This is a genomic window from Aliivibrio fischeri ATCC 7744 = JCM 18803 = DSM 507, assembly GCF_023983475.1.
Classification (GTDB): Bacteria; Pseudomonadota; Gammaproteobacteria; order Enterobacterales; family Vibrionaceae; genus Aliivibrio; species Aliivibrio fischeri.
Genome location: NZ_CP092713.1, coordinates 1,379,066 through 1,399,217 on the forward strand (window position 1 = coordinate 1,379,066; position 20,152 = coordinate 1,399,217).

12 protein-coding genes are annotated in these 20,152 nt (G+C 36.2%); 8 read left to right on the forward strand and 4 right to left on the reverse strand.

Going from position 1 to position 20,152, the window contains the following annotated elements; translation table 11 throughout:
• Positions 1 to 73 precede the first annotated feature (73 nt).
• The 5 genes from ebgR (at position 74) to AVFI_RS19745 (ending at position 9,582) form a co-directional block, all read left to right on the forward strand.
• Positions 74 to 1,069 (forward strand): transcriptional regulator EbgR, encoded by a 996-nt coding sequence (ebgR, locus tag AVFI_RS19725; protein WP_054775511.1) that lies wholly within the window; start codon positions 74 to 76, stop codon positions 1,067 to 1,069.
• Positions 1,070 to 1,420: 351 nt separating this feature from the next.
• Positions 1,421 to 4,522 (forward strand): beta-galactosidase subunit alpha, encoded by a 3,102-nt coding sequence (gene ebgA / locus AVFI_RS19730; RefSeq protein WP_188863488.1) that lies wholly within the window; start codon positions 1,421 to 1,423, stop codon positions 4,520 to 4,522.
• Positions 4,522 to 4,974, forward strand: a complete 453-nt coding sequence (locus AVFI_RS19735; protein WP_054775510.1) for a beta-galactosidase subunit beta — start codon at positions 4,522 to 4,524, stop codon at positions 4,972 to 4,974. The genes ebgA and AVFI_RS19735 overlap by 1 nt, the downstream gene beginning before the upstream one ends.
• 174 nt (positions 4,975 to 5,148) lie before the next feature.
• Entirely contained in the window at positions 5,149 to 6,579 is a 1,431-nt protein-coding gene (locus AVFI_RS19740; RefSeq protein ID WP_012535169.1) for an amino acid permease, read from the forward strand.
• A gap of 102 nt (positions 6,580 to 6,681) precedes the next feature.
• A complete protein-coding gene (locus AVFI_RS19745) occupies positions 6,682 to 9,582 on the forward strand; it encodes an HD domain-containing phosphohydrolase (protein WP_236782066.1) in 2,901 nt (966 codons plus the stop codon).
• 73 nt (positions 9,583 to 9,655) lie between these two features.
• On the opposite strand, the gene AVFI_RS19750 is transcribed toward AVFI_RS19745, so the two are convergent.
• From AVFI_RS19750 to AVFI_RS19760, 3 genes are read right to left on the reverse strand one after another with little or no spacing between them, the layout of a single operon-like run.
• Positions 9,656 to 11,086 carry an EAL domain-containing protein gene (locus tag AVFI_RS19750; RefSeq protein ID WP_017020275.1) on the reverse strand — a complete coding sequence of 477 codons (1,431 nt, stop codon included), beginning with the start codon at positions 11,084 to 11,086 and terminating at the stop codon, positions 9,656 to 9,658.
• A gap of 5 nt (positions 11,087 to 11,091) precedes the next feature.
• Positions 11,092 to 12,420, reverse strand: coding sequence for a GGDEF domain-containing protein (locus tag AVFI_RS19755; protein WP_017020276.1), 1,329 nt, complete (start codon positions 12,418 to 12,420; stop codon positions 11,092 to 11,094).
• On the reverse strand, positions 12,407 to 13,780 hold the full coding sequence (locus AVFI_RS19760) for a GGDEF domain-containing protein (RefSeq protein ID WP_236783550.1): 1,374 nt from the start codon (positions 13,778 to 13,780) through the stop codon (positions 12,407 to 12,409). Before AVFI_RS19760 ends, AVFI_RS19755 begins: the two co-directional genes overlap by 14 nt.
• Before the next feature lie 601 nt (positions 13,781 to 14,381).
• Between AVFI_RS19760 and AVFI_RS19765 the strand changes: the two genes are divergently transcribed.
• The 3 genes from AVFI_RS19765 (at position 14,382) to ygjK (ending at position 19,673) form a co-directional block, all read left to right on the forward strand.
• Positions 14,382 to 15,806: an amino acid permease gene (locus AVFI_RS19765; protein ID WP_017020278.1), complete on the forward strand. Its 1,425-nt coding sequence runs from the start codon at positions 14,382 to 14,384 to the stop codon at positions 15,804 to 15,806.
• Between the two features lie 362 nt (positions 15,807 to 16,168).
• Positions 16,169 to 17,164, forward strand: coding sequence for a protein YgjJ (gene ygjJ, locus AVFI_RS19770; protein WP_017020279.1), 996 nt, complete (start codon positions 16,169 to 16,171; stop codon positions 17,162 to 17,164).
• 130 nt (positions 17,165 to 17,294) lie between these two features.
• Complete coding sequence (gene ygjK, locus AVFI_RS19775; protein WP_199414890.1) at positions 17,295 to 19,673, forward strand: alpha-glucosidase; 2,379 nt, start codon at positions 17,295 to 17,297, stop codon at positions 19,671 to 19,673.
• 70 nt (positions 19,674 to 19,743) lie between these two features.
• Here the strand turns inward: ygjK and AVFI_RS19780 are convergent, their stop codons facing one another.
• Positions 19,744 to 20,148 carry a DoxX family protein gene (locus AVFI_RS19780; protein WP_155662678.1) on the reverse strand — a complete coding sequence of 135 codons (405 nt, stop codon included), beginning with the start codon at positions 20,146 to 20,148 and terminating at the stop codon, positions 19,744 to 19,746.
• Between the last annotated feature and the right edge of the window lie 4 nt (positions 20,149 to 20,152).

Below are 20,152 nucleotides of genomic sequence, written 5' to 3' on the forward strand. Positions count from 1 at the left end.
TATTTAAGTATCAAAATCATCATTTATTAAGTAACATAAAGCCAATATTATAAAATTAAAGGCTGGAGGATGAATGGCAACGTTAAAGGAAATAGCCAACGAAGCTGAAGTTTCATTGGCAACGGTTTCTCGTGTCTTGAATGAAGACCCGACGCTAAGCGTAAAAGAAGAAACAAAGCGACGTATTTTTGAAATAGCAGAAAAGCTCGAATACAAAACAAGCTCTACTCGTAAGTTAGCCAGTGCATTGCCAAAATTAGCAAAAGAACAACTACACTTTCTAGCTTTATACAATTACAAGCAAGAAACCGAAGTAAACGACCCATATTACCTTGCTATTCGCCACGGTATTGAAACCCAATGTGATAAATTTGATATCACATTAACTAATAGTTATGAAAGCAGCCTAGACATTAAGAATTTAAGAGTTGATGGTATTTTACTGGTTGGTCGTCAAACTAAAGAACAATTAAAAGCGATTCAAAAAATCAGCAAAAACATTGTTTATATTGATTATACCGATCATGAGCAAAACTTTGATTCTGTCGATATCGATCTTGCTCGTATCAGTAAAGAAGTCATCAACTACTTCATGAATCAAGGTTATCAACGTATTGGATTTATTGGTGGTCAAGATGATGAAAACTGTTCAGACATTCGTGAAGAAGTATTCGCTGAATATGGCCAGCTAAAAGGCGTTGTATCTGAATCGGATCTCTATCGTGGTGATTTCTCAAGTTCATCGGGTTACAAGCTTGCAAAAGAAATGCTAGAGACTGACTACCCAAATGCGTGGTTTATTGCCTCAGATTCGATTGCTATTGGCGTTTTACGGGCTATCCATGAAAAAGGATTACGTATCCCTGAAGACATTGCTTTAATCAGTGTTAATGATATTCCAACAGCTAAATTTACTTTCCCTTCTTTATCAACGGTTCGAATTCACTCTGAACTAATGGGAAGCCAAGGCATTAACTTATTGCTTGAGCGCCGTCGTGATGAACGTGCGATTCCAGTACGTGTTTATATTCCAAGTAAATTACGCTTACGTGATACGACTAAAAAGTAAAATTTTCCAATAAATTTACTACCAACATTAAGCAGCGTTTATGGCGTTGCTTTTTTTATATTAATAACTAGACCCTCTTTTACGCCCTCTACCCTTTTCGAACACATCTTCACCACTTTGCTCTTATATCATCCAAAAGCAGCCATTTAAGTTAATGAATTGTATCAATACACTTGATTAACGTTACCACGCTCACAAAGCTCAGTTCATTATGTGACCAAGTTAAAAGTAAAAGAATTTACCGATTTGTTTTACTAAAACTTTAGTTAATATCTTTTACCAGAGAGTTATTTACTACGATTTATATTTACCTATTTATAAGAACTATCGGCACTGACCGGGAGGCTACACGTGAACAATTGGGAAAACTTCTTCCGCTTAAATGAGAGTCGCATAGCTCCACGCGCTTACTTCTTCTCATATGACTCAGTTCAAGCTGCTCGTACATTCCAACGTGAATTAAGCAGTCATTACCAATTATTAAGTGGTCAATGGACATTCAATTTCTTTACTAATCCTTTACTTGTTCCTGAAGAGTTTTATTCTCAACACATGAGCAATTGGGGCAATATTACGGTTCCTAACATGTGGCAAATGGAAGGTCATGGCGATCTTCAATACACTGATGAAGGCTTTCCTTTCCCAATTGATGTTCCATTTGTACCAAGCGATAATCCAACAGGTGCTTACCAACGCACGTTCACTCTGGGTGAAACATGGAACGACAAACAAACCATCATCAAGTTTGATGGTGTAGAAACCTACTTAGAAGTCTACGTAAACGGTAATTACGTTGGTTTTAGTAAAGGCAGTCGTTTAACTGCTGAATTTGATATCTCTGAATTTGCACAACAAGGTGAAAACCTGCTTTCTGTTCGTGTTATGCAATGGGCTGACTCCACTTACATTGAAGACCAAGACATGTGGTGGACAGGCGGTATCTTCCGTGATGTTTACTTAGTAGGTAAAGAGCAAGTACACGTTCAAGACATTACTATCCGCACTGATTTTGATGAAAACTACCAAAGTGCAACATTGTCTTGTAAAGCCCAGCTAGAAAATCTAACAAACAACTCTGTATCTGATTATTCACTAGGTTACACACTGTTTGATGGTCAGACTGTCGTTTCTGAAGGCACAGTCAATTCGCTTTCTTTTGATACGAACCATAGCGTTGATATCAATATCGATATGGAAAACCCAACGCATTGGACAGCAGAAAACCCTTACCTATACCAATTAATCCTGACTCTAAAAGATGAAAACGGTAAAACACTAGAAATTATCCCGAACCGTGTTGGCTTCCGTGATATTAAAGTGCGCGATGGCCTGTTCTACATCAATAACAAATACGTCATGCTTCATGGTGTGAACCGTCACGATAACGATCACCTAAAAGGTCGTGCTGTGGGTATGGACCGTGTTGAGAAAGACATTGTTTTGATGAAGCAACACAACATCAACTCGGTACGTACAGCTCACTACCCTAACGACCCTCGTTTCTATGAACTGTGCGATGTATACGGTCTGTTTGTTATGGGTGAAACCGATGTAGAAACACACGGCTTTGCAAACGTAGGTGATTTAAGCCGCATTACCAATGATCCTGCATGGGAGCACGTATTTGTAGAGCGTATTGAACGTCACATTCACGCTCAAAAGAACCACGCATCCATCATCATGTGGTCACTGGGTAACGAATCTGGCTACGGTTGTAACATCAAATCTATGTACGATGCTGCAAAAGCGATTGATGACACTCGTTTGGTTCATTATGAAGAAGATCGTGATGCTGAAGTGGTTGATATCATCAGTACTATGTACTCTCGTGCTCAACTAATGAATGCTTTTGGAGAACATCCACACAATAAACCACGTATTATTTGTGAATACGCACACGCAATGGGTAATGGCCCTGGTGGATTAACTGAATACCAAAACGTATTCTACAAGCATGATTCTATTCAAGGGCATTATGTATGGGAATGGTGTGATCACGGTATTCTTGCTAAAGATGAAAACGGCACTGAGTTCTTAAAATACGGTGGTGATTACGGCGATTATCCAAACAACTACAACTTCTGTATGGATGGCTTAGTTTACTCAGACCAAACTCCGGGTCCAGGCTTAAAAGAATATAAGCAAGTTATCGCGCCAGTTAAAATCCGTGCAAAAGACGCAGCAAACGGTGTTTTCACTGTCGATAACAAGTTATGGTTCTCAAACCTTGATGACTACACCATTACCGCTGAGATCCGTGCAGAAGGCGAAACACTGCAAAGCACAACATTCAAAGTGGAAGGATTAACTGAAAACTCAAGCCGTGATATTGAAATCACACTACCTGAACTGGATGGACGCGAAACATTCGTTAATTTCACAGTACGTAAAGATTCTCGTACTCTATACAGCGAAGCGAATCACGACATTGCAGTTTACCAAGTTCAGTTAAAAGAAAACACAGAGCAACTTCCAGTATTCTCTAACAGCAATGCAATCGCACTTGATATCACAGCGTCTCGTTTGGATTATGTAGTAAAAGGGCTGAACTTCGCACTTACTTTCTCGAAAGTGAACGGTAAATTAACCTCATGGGTTGTGAATGGTGATGAGTTAATTGCAAGCGCACCTAAACTGAATTTCTTTAAGCCAATGGTGGATAACCATAAGCAGGAACATGAAGGTCTGTGGGAACCTGCGCACCTTCAAATCATGCAAGAGCATTTCCGCTCTATCGACCTTGATGCCTCAAACGGTAAAGCCACTTTCACGGTAACCAGCATTATTGCCCCACCGGTGTTTGATTTTGGCATGCGTTGTACTTACGTGTATGAAATCAACAAAGAAGGTCAGCTAAACATTCAACTCTCTGGTGAGCGTTACGGTGATTACCCTCATGTGATCCCTGTGATTGGTTTGGATCTTGGTATCAACAATGACTTTGACCAAGTTCAATACTATGGTCGTGGCCCAGAAGAAAACTATCAAGACAGCCAACAAGCAAACATGATTGATGTATACCAAACAACGGTAGCGAATATGTTTGAAAACTACCCGTTCCCACAAAATAATGGCAACCGTCAACACGTTCGTTGGGCATCGCTTGCTAACCGTCATGGTAGTGGTCTGTTTGTTAAACCTGAGCAAGAAATCAACTTCAGTGCTTGGTTCTACACTAACCAAAACATTCATGAAGCGCAGCACACCATTGAACTTGAGAAGAGTGGTTACATCACCCTAAACCTTGACCATAAGTTAATGGGGTTGGGCTCAAACTCTTGGGGCTCTGAGGTGTTAGATTCATACCGTGTTTACATGGATAAATTCCAATACGCACTGACTTTGGTTCCATTTCAACAAGGTGGCTGTTCACCAAAAGCATTGGCAAACCACACATTCATCTCAAACACAGCATTCACTTCAAAAACAACAATTGAAGGCGGAGAAAAGTAATGATCATTTTAGACAATCTAGAACAATTTAAAGTGGTATATCGTGACGGCCGTAAATGGAATCGTTGTGTTGAAGCGATTGAAAACATTGGCAACCTAAGAGATGGGATCATGTATTCAATTGGTGATTCTCTGGTCTACATGATTGAAGATGGCATTGCTAAAAATACAGAAACCTTTGTTGGTAACCGCCGATACTTTGATATTCATTACTACCTAGAAGGCCGTGAAACGGTTGAGGTCGCAGATAAGTCTGAACTAGAAAGCGTGCAAGCATATTCCGATGAAACGGATCGTGAACACCTAAACGGTAATGGTCAAATACACCAATTTTGTGAAGGTCAAGTCGCGGTATTTGATAACAGCAAAGCCTATAAATTCCACGGTGATAATCGTGTTCGTAAAGTGGTTTTAAAAGTCACAATCGAAGATGGCTATTTCCTGAATAAGTAAACTAAGCAACACCGCAATAAAACAATAATAAAACGGTATCTGAAACTACATTCAGAGCCAAAAAATAAGGAGGGATTGGTTTATAAGCATGACCAAATCCCTCCATACCAATACCATTACTTATATAATAAATGGATTGGTATCCCTACAATATGTGATTCATCGGAGTACCTTATGTCTACATCAACTCGTGGCACGATAGGCAAATTCGCCTTACTGTCTATGACTTTTGCTGCAGTTTATAGCTTCAATAATATCATTAACAACAATATTGAAATCGGGCTATCTTCTGCACCCATGTTCTTTTTGGCTACCCTCTTCTATTTCGTTCCTTTTTGTTTGATTGTTGCCGAATTTGTATCTTTAAATAAAAACTCAGAAGCCGGCGTATACGCTTGGGTAAAAAGTTCATTAGGCGGTCGTTGGGCTTTCATTACCGCTTATACTTATTGGTTTGTTAACCTATTTTTCTTCACCTCACTTCTACCAAGAATCATCGCTTATGCCTCTTATGCATTCTTAGGGTTTGAATACATATTTACACCATTTACTACCGCAGTATTAAGTACCTTATTATTTGCTGTAGCGACTCATGTATCCAATAACGGTGCAAAATTATTAGGTCCAATTACTTCTTTAACCTCATCATTAATGCTTCTGCTTACTCTGTCTTACATTCTATTATCAGGTGGAGCATTAATTGGCGGTATTGAACCTGCAGATCCGATTACCATTGAAGCAATGACTCCATCATTTAACTGGGCATTCCTTGGTGTAATCACATGGATCTTCATGGCAGCTGGCGGTGCTGAATCGGTAGCGGTTTACGTTAACGACATTAAAGGTGGTCACAAATCATTCGTTAAAGTTATCATCATTGCAGGTATCTTTATCGGTGCACTTTACTCTGTTGGCTCTATCTTAGCGAACGTGTTTGTACCTCGTGAAGTTCTCAAGTTTACTGGTGGTTCAGTTCAAGTATTTGAAGGTTTAGCAAGACACTTTGGTTTATCTGAAATCTTAATGAACCGTTTTGTGGGGGTCGTTTCATTTACTGCAATGCTTGGCTCACTATTAATGTGGACAGCAACACCAGTTAAAATCTTCTTCTCAGAAATTCCAAAAGGCATTTTTGGTGAAAAAACGGTAGCTCTAAATAAACAAGGCGTTCCTGAACGTGCAGCATGGATTCAATTCTTAATCGTAATTCCACTGATGTTTATCCCAACATTAGCCTCAGATACAGTACAAGACTTAATGAGCACCATCATCAACATGACAGCGGCAGCATCTATGCTTCCACCACTGTTCATCATGATTGCTTACTTAAATCTACGTTTAAAACTGGATCACTTAGAACGTGATTTCAGAATGGGTTCTCGTTTTACTGGCCTTGTTATTGTTTCGATTCTTATTAGTATCTTTACGGTTGGTTTCTTTGCTTCAACCTTCCCAACAGGTGCTGACATTATGACTATCATTTTCTACAACGTTGGTGGCATCGTAATCTTCCTTGGGTTCGCATGGTGGAAATACAGCCAATATGAAAAATCGCTAACTAAAGAACAGTTAATTGAGGAATCAAAAGCAGCCGTTCAACAATAATTAATATACTTAGCACCACCTAAAGATCCGTGAATAATATTCTCGGATCTTTTTCTATTTATCAACTACGTTTAGTTATAGGTAAATGATAAATGGTGCATTATGAAACGTATAATAAAAACAATAAGAGCTAAACTCGTCTTCCCACTACACGTTCATATATCAACATTATTTATATTGATGATCGCCATCATCTGTACCGCACAAATCCTGTTAGCCAATAAGAGCATGAATGATATTCTACTTGAAGCTAACTCAACTATTTTTGACCGAATAGCCAATGAAACTCGCTTTTCAATGCGTGATGAGTATCGGCCAGCCTTTAATGCCGTTGGAGAGTTATCCAAAAAAGAAATAATAAAAACCAATACGTTAGAAGAGCGTAAAGCTTACTTTTCTGAATTATTAATGCTTTTAAAATTGAATAACCATGTATCAACCTATCGTATCACTTACCCTAATGGAGACTGGTTTGGGGTCGGTATTATTGAAAACCAATCTTTAAGAAAGGAATTAAATGCCCCTCCTTCCGCTCGCTTTTACTTTATAGATATGCCCTTAGGAACAAAAGTAACAAGTACCATCTATTTTTATGATAAGACAAGCAAACTCATTGATTCTCGAATATTTAAGCTCCAAAAGAATGATCCTAGAAATGAAGATTGGTTTAAAAATTCAACGATAAATAAAACAATTCTATCTAAACCTCGTTACTTCAACGCTGTTAATCAGTTTGGCTTAACCATTCATCAAAAAGCAGATAATGATGTGGTTGTTAGTGCCGATCTACTCATGTTCAAGGTAGATGAAGTATTAAAAAGCACTTCAAATCACAGCTCATCGATAAGAGTACTTTATGATGAAGAAAGCATTGTGTATGCCAGCAATTACAGCGCTCATACTGAAATCAATAATCAAGCCGTTATGTTAAAAGACATATTCAATCAAAGTGCAATGGCGGCATTACAGCAACTTCATTTAGACCAAGAAATACAACGATACCAACATAACAATGAGGATTGGTATGGAAAAATTTTTTCTGTTCCGATTAATCAACAACGAACATTAAATTTATTAGTGGCAGTAAAAGCATCGGAGCTTTTATCTAGTGCGTCAGTTATTCGCAACCAAACTATTTTATGGTCTTTTTTAGTACTGTGTCTCTCCATTCCTTGTGTTTATTTTGTATCGCAGCGTATTTCCAAACCTATTAAACAAGCAACTGAACAAGCTCAGTTAATATCAAAATTCGATTTTTCTCAACTAAAACAATCACCAACCAAGATATTAGAAATAGATAATCTAAATAAATCCGTTACTAGCATGAAATCCGCCATAGAGAATTATTTCAACTTAACCAATACTATATTAGAAGAACATGAGATTGATGATCTCATACAAATTATTGGACGAAATACAGCTAACGCAACAGAAGCAGCAGGAGCCTACCTCTATCTCATTAATGATGATGAAACACACATAGAGCCTCATTTTGCATGGCGAGCAAACACTCAAAACGAAGACATTAGTGGATTAAAACGTTACTCTCTCGACGACAAAGAGATAGCTAAAAATCTGGAATACATCCTAGTTAAAAAGAAACCTTTTGAAGGTTTAAGTATTCAAAAACTCGACATAAATGAAAAAGAAAAACTGGGACTAAAAGACGAAGATACATGGTCACTCACTTTCCCATTATTCACAAAAGGAAAGCAAACTATTGGCGCTATGGTATTAGTTTTTGATATTAAGGATAGTGAAGCCATACGTAATGATAAATTCGATTACTTCGAATCATTAATAAATTTTACTGCCATTGCTCTTCATGGTCGGAAAATGTTACAAAACCAAAAAGACTTACTTGAATCATTCATTCAAGTCATGGCCAGTGCGATCGATACTAAATCACCTTATACAGGTAACCACTGTCAAAAAGTGCCGGTATTAACACAATGGTTAGCAGAAGTTGCAGATCAATCTTCATCACCCAAATTTACACATTTCACATTAAACAACATACAAAAAGAAGAATTACGAATTGCATCATGGCTACATGACTGCGGAAAAATTACAACACCAGAACACGTTGTTGATAAAGCGACAAAACTAGAAACTATCTATAACCGTATCCATGAAATAAGAACTCGATTTGAAGTATTAAAGCGTGATGTTGAAATAGAACAATGGAAGCAAGCGTTCAAACAAGAACTCCCACAAAAGAATAAAGAAATATTACAGAATGAATGGCAGAAACTTGATGACGAATTTACTTTCATTGCAAAAATGAATGTCGGAGATGAATTTTTATCTGAACAAGACGCGACACAAATACAAGAGATTAGCCAACGAACATGGACACAAACTCTAGACTCCAGTCTTGGTCTTTCTTGGGAAGAAAAAGAACGTCTAAATAACTCTGATGGCCAACAAGTACCATTAACTGTAAATCTATTACAAGATAACCTATTTCACTTAATTCCAAGAGAAATGAACCTACCGCATGATGAGCGATTCACATTACAACCGACTCAATACGAAAATAATCTCGGTGAAATCTACAATTTGTTAATTCAACGAGGAACACTGAATAACGAAGAGCGATTTGTAATAAACAACCATATAATTCAAACAATTCAAATGTTAGAAACCCTTCCCTTTCCAAAAACGATGAAGGACATTGCAAAGATAGCCGGCGGTCATCATGAGAAAGTGAATGGTACAGGCTACCCTATGGGTCTTACGTCTGAACAAATGCCATTAACAGCAAAAATGATGGCGATAGCTGATATTTTTGAGGCATTAACCAGTCACGATCGTCCATATAAAAAAGCCAAAACCTTAACGGAATCTCTCAAAATAATGCACTTTATGGTTAAAGATCAACATATTGATAGTGATCTATTTGATTTATTCTTAACCTCTGGTTTATATAAAAAGTACGCAGATACCTATTTAAAACCAGAACAATGTGATGACGTTGATATAGAAAAATTCTTAAGTTAACTAGACTACTACCTAATCCTGATGCAAAAATAAACAAAAGGGAGAATAAACATAATTTATTCCCCCTTTTGTTTTAATCACGCATTATGGAATGAAAATTATCCAAAGGCATTGGTTTGAAATAGTAAAACCCTTGCTGTGCTGAAATGTTCAAATCATTAAGAATTTTCTTTTGTCGATGGTTCTCAACGCCTTCCGCAACTAATTGAATATCTAAATTATTGGCTAATAAGATAATGTTCTCGATAATTTTGATAGAGTGCTGATTCGTTTCTATATCATCAATAAATGATTTATCAATTTTGATAACATCAAACTGGTAGTAGTTTAAATATTTCAATGATGAATATCCTGTTCCATAATCATCAAGGGAAAATTGAACGCCAATTTTTCTAAACTTTTCCATGTACAAAATTATCTTATTTTTATCTGCAAATTCCATAGATTCTGTAAATTCTAAAATCAATATAAAGTGTCCCGATAACTCTTTACACAATTCGTACATTTCTTCATCATAAAGACAGCTTTCAGTAAAATTTACGCTTACTTTTAATCCATGAACCTGATGCTCATTTACATACACTTTAAGCTGATTTAATAAGGATTTCGTCATTGCGTTAATTAAACCAAACTTTTCTATTTTAGGAATAAAAGACAACGGCGGAATAACCTCACCTGAAGAAGTAATCCATCGAGCTAATACCTCCCCTCCAATGATATTTTCATTAGCATCAACAATAGGTTGTATGAAAGGAACTATCCTGTTGTTTTTAATTGCTTTTTTTAGCCTTATCAATTCAATATCTAATAACGAAAGCTTAAATGATAATACTTTAATAAGCATGATTAGCAGTAAGACGATAACAATCGTAAGTACATGACTAATGAGATAATTTTTTATTGATAGTTCAGCATTATAGTCCAGTAAAATTACAAAATCGTATTTTTCTGATTTATGTGTCTGCTTTTCATTTGGCACATACACACTAAATACATTGTTTTTTGATATCACGTATTCTTTATTAGATAAAGATAGATGACCAACCGGACTATCGCCTAAATCAACAGAGATCCCCTTCATGTAAAATTGAACCCCATGATCGTCATTATACTGATGATAATAAGAAAAACTTGGCATTCCAGTTAAGTAATTCTTTTCATGTATATGAATCTCTCTTTTAGGTAATACCGCAGAAGACACCTTCTTACCAGCAATAGAGCTACAGTAGTAAGCACCGTCACGAACAAATGAAATGCTATTTATCATTGGATTTAAGGCAACAATCTTTTGTAAAGGTAACATCATTTCTTCACAATTTTTCTCTTTAAACTTCTGTAACTCACCGACTGTTTCTTTGGCTGAATCAAGTTTATATTCAATACTCTCAATTGCACTTCTAACGTTATTATCAACAAATTTTTCGTAATCTGTAACGACGAAAAATTGTACAAAAACCACAAGAATCAACAAATAAACAGTATATTTATTAGTAATAAATTTCATATATATTATCCTTCAAATACCGTTACTTTGTTTCTTCCTGCATTTTTTGATTGATATAATGCAGTATCCGCCATTTTTAGCGTTCGTTTAAAAGATAATTTCTGCCCTATAGCTGCACCTATAGATACAGACACATTCATACCAGCAATTGGGCTTTCTGAAACCGATATTCTTATTGCTTCAGAACGATTAAATAAATCAATACAAGAAACATTACTTAAAACAATAACGAACTCTTCACCACCCCAACGAATAGCTAAATCATCACCTCTAATGCATTGTCTTAAACGACGACATACCTCAGTTATGACTTCATCTCCTTTAAAGTGACCGTGTTTGTCATTGATTTCTTTAAATTTATCAATATCCACAATAATAATAGATTTACCTGACATATGATTAAGTTTCATTTCATAAAAGTCACGACGATAAAGCCCCGTCATGTCATCGAGTGTGCAATAAAAAATAAATTTTCTTAATGTTTTTTCAATAAAAATGAACCCGCAAGTAATAACAGATGCAAATAACAAACTCCATATTATTATATTATTTACATTAATTGATAATCCCAATATATTTCCTACTGGAGAACAAGGAATATCTATTGAGTTATCTAAAGTAAAAAATGGATTTTTATCATTGATATAGTATAAAAAGCTAAATCTATCTTTATTAAATTGAGTTAACCAATTATTAAATACAGTATCTTTAATATCCAACAGAAACATTGCAGTTAAATTTTTGTTAACATATATAGGGTAAAATATACTTCTAACCTTTTGTTCCGAGATTTTCTCAACGTAAGATTCTGTTAATTTCAAGTCGCACAATGATAGAATATGATAATTGCTTGATATATTTTCATTAATCAATATTCTATCTATCCAATTGTGATCATATTTCATATCTGAATTTAGATTAACATGGATATCTCGTAAAGGCTTAAAATGTGCTGTATTTGAATCTGTATTTATGTCCGACTTTTGTATGATTGCAATACTCCAATAGTCATCACCAATATATTTTCTAATCTCTGTTTCTAATAAATTTATTCCTAAAGATAACTCCTTTACCTTACTATTTTCATTCACCATTACCGAAACTTGATCAATAGTATACGTCCCTTTATATAACTCTACCGTATTGGTATTCAAATAATATGGTGTTATCTTTCTGATCGTATCATAAAGTTTATTGATGTTACTTTGAAATTCCATTTTAAACGAATCTATTTCTAATCTGTTATATTGATACAATACATATCCTGACAATATGAATGAGCATAAGAAAAATCTCATGTACATATTATTTTTATCCGCATTAATTGAAATCATAGTTGTTCTTATCTAATGTAACTCTATTACGACCTGTATTCTTAGAATCATAGAGAGCTGCATCAGCTCTTTTTATTACATCATTAACTGATTCAAAATCTCTTTGTTTAGCTCCGCCAATAGATATAGTAATATTTATTCCATCAATCGATTTATTTTCTATCACTTTTCGAATAACTTCTGCTTTATTCATAAGATCGTCTTGATCGATTTTTTGAAAAATAACTATGAATTCTTCGCCTCCCCACCGGATCGCAATATCATTGACTCTAATGCAGTTTTTTATACGATAAGAAACTTGTTGAATAACAATATCTCCAAAATCATGTCCGTAAGTATCATTTACTCGCTTAAAATGATCGATATCTATCATTAAAAATGAAGCTGACTCTAATGCTTTTAACTTTGGCTCATAAAAATCACGGCGATAAAAACCCGTCATATGATCATAACTTCTCACTATGCTTACTTTTACATAAAAATAATAACCACATAATGCGGCAAAGAAGACAATAAAAGATATATAAAAGCTCACAACTAATATTGAAAAAATATCAATACTTACACCTGGTGAATATTTATCAGATGTATATGGCAATGCAAGAGTAAACGTTGCCCAATTAGCACCTTTACCATAATAAAAATGAGTCCAGCGTTTCTGGTTAAAGTTTTCAATTAAAAGAGAATTCCACCCTCTTTTAATATCTACAATAATAACCGACGTTAGCTTTGTATCTAAGTAAATAGGATAAATAACTGAGTATATTTCTTCACCAGTCCATTGCTCTTTATATATCTCAGTAATTCTAACATCGTCATGATGAAAAGATTTATAACTAATTTTCAAGCTTTCTAAATTAACTATGCTTTCTAATATATTAGAATCATGCAATGATTTATTATTAAATCTAAGATAACCATCTCTTAAAGGCCTGAAATATGAGTTTTCTGTATTTTCATGATGCAATTTATCTATAACAGCAACAGTCCAGATATATTTTGACTCTATCACTTCAGATAAGCTCTTATAAAGCTGATTTATAGCTGGAGATAAAACCTTAACGTTTCCCAACTTATTAACAATAACGCCTACGCCATCATTATCATGAACACCTTTTTTTAAAGGTATCGTATCCGAATTTATATAATACCCATGAAAGCGCTTTGTTACATCAACAACCTTTTGATAGTTAATGTGAATGCTTTTTTCCAAAATTGATATGGAATATATATGATAATAAATTATCGATGCTAAAACACCAAAAAACAAAACAACGAATAAGAAGAACTTCTCTAGACCAAATAATTTAACATTAATCATTTTAAGTTTACATACTACAAATACATATAATTCATTCACAAAAATGAATCATTCTATGATGACAAAATAATTGCTATATCAATAAAACTAATAAATAAAAACTCAAAATAGCTCTATCAGTTTAACCTTCTGTTGTTTGTATTGAATGAAAGTGGTTTAGGTTTCCGTTCTATTAAAGACAATTAAAATTAAATATTTAGGCCTTATATTAGATACATTAAATTTTGCTACCTTATATGCTGCAATCTCAAAAAGGTCAATATTTATATTTAATTGATTATAAATAATCAATCTCTCACTATAAATAATTTCATATAATTATACTTATTGAAACATTTATTAATTTATATGAGTATTACATTAGGTAAAGTCGCGTTTTATAGATTTAGATAATGAATTAAACATCTATTGCTGTACCAATGAACTGTTTATTGAAGGCGAATACTAACTGAATACAGCAACACTTTTATAAACTTCATCCAACTAGACTAGACCATCATCACACTTTGTTTGTTTTTTCTTCATTATTTAATGACACATCTCACAGTAACTTTTAGTAAAATTAATTACTATAATTTTACTAAAAGTTACCTTACATACAAAAATAACATTAACGCAAACATATAGGAATGCAATAACTATGTCTGAATCTGTACGAGGCACAATAGGTAAGTTTGCCTTGCTGTCTATGACAATGGCCGCCGTATTTAACGTGCGTAACATTGTAAACAACAACATTGAATTGGGATTAAGCTCGGCCCCTATCTTTTTGCTAGCGACTATTGTCTACTTTATTCCATTCGTTTTTATCATTGCCGAATTTGTATCTGCTAATAAAAACTCTGAATCAGGCATGTATGACTGGTTAAAACAACCTCTGGGAACAAAGATGGCCTATCTAGGCTCTTTCTTATACTGGTTTGTAAATCTATTTTGGTTCGTATCCCTACTGCCAAACGTAATTGCTTATGCTTCATATGCAATGCTAGGTTATGAATACTCTTTTTCACCAATGGTGACATCCATTATCTCTATTGTGTTATTTGCAGCAGCCACACACATATCGACCAAAGGCGCATCATGGTTAGGTAAAATATCAGAAATGGTTGCTTATGGTGTATTTGCCCTGTTTGGTATCTATGTTATCGGAGCATTAATGGCGCTTGGTGGCGATCATACCCCTGCTCAACCAATTACGATGGAAGCAATGACACCAACCATTAATTGGGCAACTCTTGGTATTATGTGTTGGATCTTCCAAGCTGCCGGTGGTGCAGAAACCGCAGCGGCTTATTTAAAAGACGTAAAAGGTGGTCAAAAAACCTTTATTAAAGTCATTATCGCAGCAGGTATTTTAATTGGTGCTATGTACGCTGTTGGTTCTTTACTTGTAAATGTGTTCATTCCACGTGAAAGCTTAACGTATGCTGGCGGTATGGTTGAAATATTTACCGGTATGGCTCAGTACTTCAATATTTCTGAAGCTCTAGTCGGTCGTTTTGTTGGTATCGTTCTATTCATCGCAATGTTTGGCTCAATGATGATGTGGACCGCTGCACCAGTTAAAATCCACTTTTCTGAAATTCCAAAAGGTGTCTATGGTGAAAAAACAACTGAGTTAAATGAGCATGGTGTTCCTGTTCGCGCAGCTTGGTGGCAATTTGCTTTTGTATTTGTCATGCTTGTTGTTAACGGATTTGGCTCTGAATCAGTACAAGAGATGATGAATACTGCAATTAACTTAACAGCAGGTACTGCAATGTTACCGCCTATTTTCATCATGATTGCCTACTTTGTTTTCCGTCTAAAGTTTGATGACACGCCTCGTGATTTCCGCATGGGTTCTCGTCATTTCGGTATGGGTGTTGTATCTGTTCTTATTCTTATCTTTGTTGTAAGTATGACGGCTTCAGCCTTCCCAACAGGTGTAGATTTAATGAAAGCCTTCTTTATCAATGTCTTTATGACCATGATTTTCTCAGCACTTGCTTACTGGTGGATCTCTCGCTTCGAGAAAAAACAAGCAAAGAGTCAAGAGCTCAAAACAGCAACATCAACCAAGTAACACGAAACAAATTAGCATTTAGTTTCCCCTAGATATGACAAAAGGCACTGATAATATTCAGTGCCTTTTTTATTCGATTAATCTATGCAAGATATATTAACGCTCAATTTTCATTGATAAAACGGTAATCGTAGCGATTCTAAAAATCAAATCATGTGATTTTTCTACAAGTAAAAATTTAGGTAAATATAAGTAAAAATCGTCTTAACATACTCACACTTTTCCCTTTAGAGCCTACTATTTCAACCTTCTCATCGATATTCTTTCTCTTATTGGTCATCGCTACAAACACAATTACAGAAGCGTTGGTTCCCAATATTTACCTATAAAAATGAATTCTACTATAGTGAGAATATTTACATATGAAACCTACTTTTGCGAAGCTATCACTACTTTCAACTCTACTTTTAACAGCAAACGTTCACGCCATTGAAACTGATTTTTACGGTGAAATGGGAATTGGGGGAAGAACGTTTTTTGATGGCAACGATAAAGGCCGTTACAGTGATGGAACATATATTGAAGGAGGTCTTGCCATTGAAGAAGGAAATTGGTTTGGCCTCATTTATGGTGAAGGTTGGACAGTCCAAGCTGATGACGATGGTAATGCATGGGCTACTGGTCATGGTTGGGGTGGCTTTGAAGGAGGTATAAATCGATTTTATGCCGGATATCGAACCGATGCTGGGACCGAATTTATTGCTGGACGCATTGACTCTTCACTCGATGATATTCAATGGTGGGGAGATGCAACACCAGAAAATGGTTATACCCTACCAAATACTCGTGACGTACACGTAGGGATCAAGATCCGTAACGAAGTTGGTGCACTTCGCTATAGCATCTCAGCAGCACCAGAGTCTGACTTTACAGAAAATGATGCGCCAGTTCATTTTGGTAAATATGATGAATACGCTAATAAATATACCTATGATGCTTTTGTGAATGGTTATATCCAATATGATATTGCCGATGATTTAACATTACTTGGTGGTGCTGAATTTACTGACGGTTCCGGTGAGATGTATTTACTAGGTGCTGAGTATAAAACCTTAGCTGCTCGTGTTTGGCACCATACAGACCAAGGTAATGAATACAGTGAAGGAACAGAAACAGGCATTATGACCAGTGCCTATTATGAAGTTGCAAAAGGCGTTTACTTATCTGCCGCATACAACTATGCAAACACAAAAATGGATACAGCAGAAAATGAAACTACCTCATATATCAATGGTGGTGTTTGGTATGAATATGCTGATGGTAAATTCGCTACCGCCATTGATTCTAAGTTTTTCATGAATAATGACACCACTGACTCATCCAACGAAATATTCATCATGCAATATTACTATTGGTAAGTAGGTCACACCGTTTATGAAGCTTGTTTAATTTTGTGAGACAAGCTTCACTGAAACTCCCCTCATTTATGACTACCATGCAAAGGTTAAATTTAGTAAAACTTTACTTAAATGAGAATAAGAATCCACTATGAATTTAAAAATTTCTGCACTTGCTGTTGCTACTGCCCTTTTTGCTGTTGGATGTACTCAAACGACATCAACGACCAAGACTTCTGATTTAAAAGCGACTCAATATAAAAACGTTATCGACCGTACAGGTTCCCCTGATTACATGCGTGATTACGATTTTGATGATCATCAACGCTTTAACCCTTTCTTTGATATGGGAGCATGGCACGGCCACCTACTACCTGATAATGACGATGGCATGGGAGGTTTCCCAGGTACAGCGCTACTAACTGAAGAATACATTAACTTTATGGCGAATAATTTTGATCGCTTAAGTGTATATAAAGATGGTAAAAAAGTTGAATTCAGCATGGAGGCATACAGTCTTCCAGGAGCTTTAGTTCAAATATTAACGTCCGATGAAGTAACTATTGAAATGACACTTCGCTTTGCAACGAACCGTACCTCGCTAGTTGAAACCAAAATTATCACAAACACTCCTGTTGAACTGGTTTGGGACGGTCAATTAATCGAAGGAAATCACGCTAAAGAAGAAAAAAGCCAATCAGAAAAAACAATTGCTGAAGAGTACCCAAATTATAATCGAACCATTGTACCTACAGATGACGGTTTGAAGGTGACTTTTGGTAAAGTGAGAGCGACTTGGTCACTGCTAACATCTGGTGAATCAGAGTATCAAATTCACAAATCGATACCTACAACAACAAAAGTTGAGGGGTTAAGCTTTAACTCTACGGCAAAAATTGAACAATCCACCACAATCTACACCACTTATTCTCACGTCTTAACTGCTGAAGAAAATCAAGAAGAACAAATTAAGATATTGGATATTTTCGCCCACCCACAACAATACTTAACGGCAAGTGAGCAACGTTGGGAAAATTATCTAGAAAAAGGATTAACAAATCCTGACGCAACACCAGCCCAAGAGCGTGTAGCCGTAAAGGCAATGGAAACCTTAAATGCCAACTGGCGTGGTGCAGCTGGTGCTATGCAATTTGATTCAGTAACGCCATCGGTTACTGCTCGTTGGTTCTCTGGAAATCAAACATGGCCTTGGGATACATGGAAACAGGCCTATGCAATGGCACACTTTAATCCTGAAGTCGCTAAAGACAACATTCGAGCGATGTTTGCTTATCAAATCCAAGCTGATGACGCTGTTCGCCCATGGGATAAAGGCTTTATACCTGACTTAGTTGCCTACAACACAAGTCCAGAGCGAGGCGGTGACGGTGGTAACTGGAATGAAAGAAACACCAAACCAAGTCTTGCTGCATGGGCAGTAATGGAAGTGTACAAAACCACTGAAGATAAAGCATGGTTAGAAGAAATGTACCCTAAGCTGGTTGCTTATCATGATTGGTGGCTGCGTAACCGTGATAATAACGGTAACGGCGTTCCTGAATACGGCGCTTCACGCGATAAAGCACACAATACTGACAATGGCGATATGCTATTTACAGTTGAACGTGGTAATAAAAAGGAAGAACTTGCTGGTTTAGATAAATACCAAGAGATCATTAAATCTGGTAACTATGATCATATTGAGATCCCGGCACAAACTGCGGCCTCTTGGGAATCAGGTCGTGATGATTCAGCAGCGTTTGGGTTTATCGATAAAGAGCAACTGGACGCTTATGTTAAAAATGGTGGTAAACGCTCTGATTGGGAAGTTAAATTTGCTCAAAATCGAGATAAAAATGGCACACTACTAGGATATTCATTACTGCAAGAATCTGTTGACCAAGCAAGCTATATGTATAGTGATAACCAATACCTAGCTGAAATGGCCGATATATTAGGCAAAACATCTGAGGCAAAAGACTTTAGAGAAAAAGCAGATAAGTTAGCCAACTACATTAATACCTGTATGTTTGATGAAGGTACTGGATTCTTCTACGATATTCGTATCGAAGACAAACCATTAGCCAATGGCTGTGCTGGTAAACCTATTGTTGAACGAGGAAAAGGTCCTGAAGGTTGGTCTCCTCTCTTCAACAAAGCGGCAACTCAATCTCATGCCGATGCCGTTGTTAAAGTAATGAAAGACCCTAAAGAATTTAATACGTATGTACCTTTAGGAACGGCAGCATTAACAAGTCCTGCTTTTGGTCCTGATATCTACTGGCGTGGTCGTGTTTGGGTTGATCAATTCTATTTCGGATTAAAAGGAATGGAAAGTTACGGTTATCGTGATGATGCGGTACAAATGGCGAGTGCTTTCTTTGACCATGCTGATGGCTTAGTTGGTGACGGTCCTATTCGTGAAAACTACAACCCACTAACGGGTGATCAACAAGGTGCACCAAATTTCTCTTGGAGCTCTGCTCACCTTTACATGCTTTATAATGATTTCTTTACTGCTGAAAAGTAAGTAGACCGCATTAACTAATTAATAAAAAAGGGATATGGTTAATTTCATATCCCTTTCTTCATTGCGCTATTCACGTTTTATTATGGCTTCTTTTTATCTTGCAACACTCAGGCATAGAGTGGCCTGAAAGTACGAGCAAACCAGCAAAAATACCTAAGTTTTTAATGAAGTTTTGCATTTCATGCGCCCCTTCCATTCCTGAATAATTCCAAAAATCATGTAAAGACACATTAATCACAAGTACTAAGCCGGCTAATAACAAAGCAACGATCCACGTAAAGCGGTTTGCAATCAATAAAATCGCAGCACCAATCTGGAAAACACCAGCGAGCCCTAGCAAAACAGGTACAAACGGCATCTCATGCTTTTCCATCAACTGGATGTGCATATCCCAAGATACAAACTTCATGATACCTGGGATCAAAAAATACAAAGCAAGAAGTAGACGCCCTGCCGTCAATAATAACGTGTTCATTTAA

Coding starts and splice junctions, on each gene's coding strand:
- ebgR (WP_054775511.1), top strand. CDS start 74: ATGGCAACGTTAAAGGAAATAGCCAACGAAGCTGAAGTTTCATTGGCA.
- AVFI_RS19735 (WP_054775510.1), top strand. CDS start 4,522: ATGATCATTTTAGACAATCTAGAACAATTTAAAGTGGTATATCGTGAC.
- AVFI_RS19740 (WP_012535169.1), top strand. CDS start 5,149: ATGTCTACATCAACTCGTGGCACGATAGGCAAATTCGCCTTACTGTCT.
- AVFI_RS19745 (WP_236782066.1), top strand. CDS start 6,682: ATGAAACGTATAATAAAAACAATAAGAGCTAAACTCGTCTTCCCACTA.
- AVFI_RS19750 (WP_017020275.1), bottom strand. CDS start 11,086: ATGAAATTTATTACTAATAAATATACTGTTTATTTGTTGATTCTTGTG.
- AVFI_RS19755 (WP_017020276.1), bottom strand. CDS start 12,420: ATGATTTCAATTAATGCGGATAAAAATAATATGTACATGAGATTTTTC.
- AVFI_RS19765 (WP_017020278.1), top strand. CDS start 14,382: ATGTCTGAATCTGTACGAGGCACAATAGGTAAGTTTGCCTTGCTGTCT.
- ygjJ (WP_017020279.1), top strand. CDS start 16,169: ATGAAACCTACTTTTGCGAAGCTATCACTACTTTCAACTCTACTTTTA.
- ygjK (WP_199414890.1), top strand. CDS start 17,295: ATGAATTTAAAAATTTCTGCACTTGCTGTTGCTACTGCCCTTTTTGCT.
- AVFI_RS19780 (WP_155662678.1), bottom strand. CDS start 20,148: ATGAACACGTTATTATTGACGGCAGGGCGTCTACTTCTTGCTTTGTAT.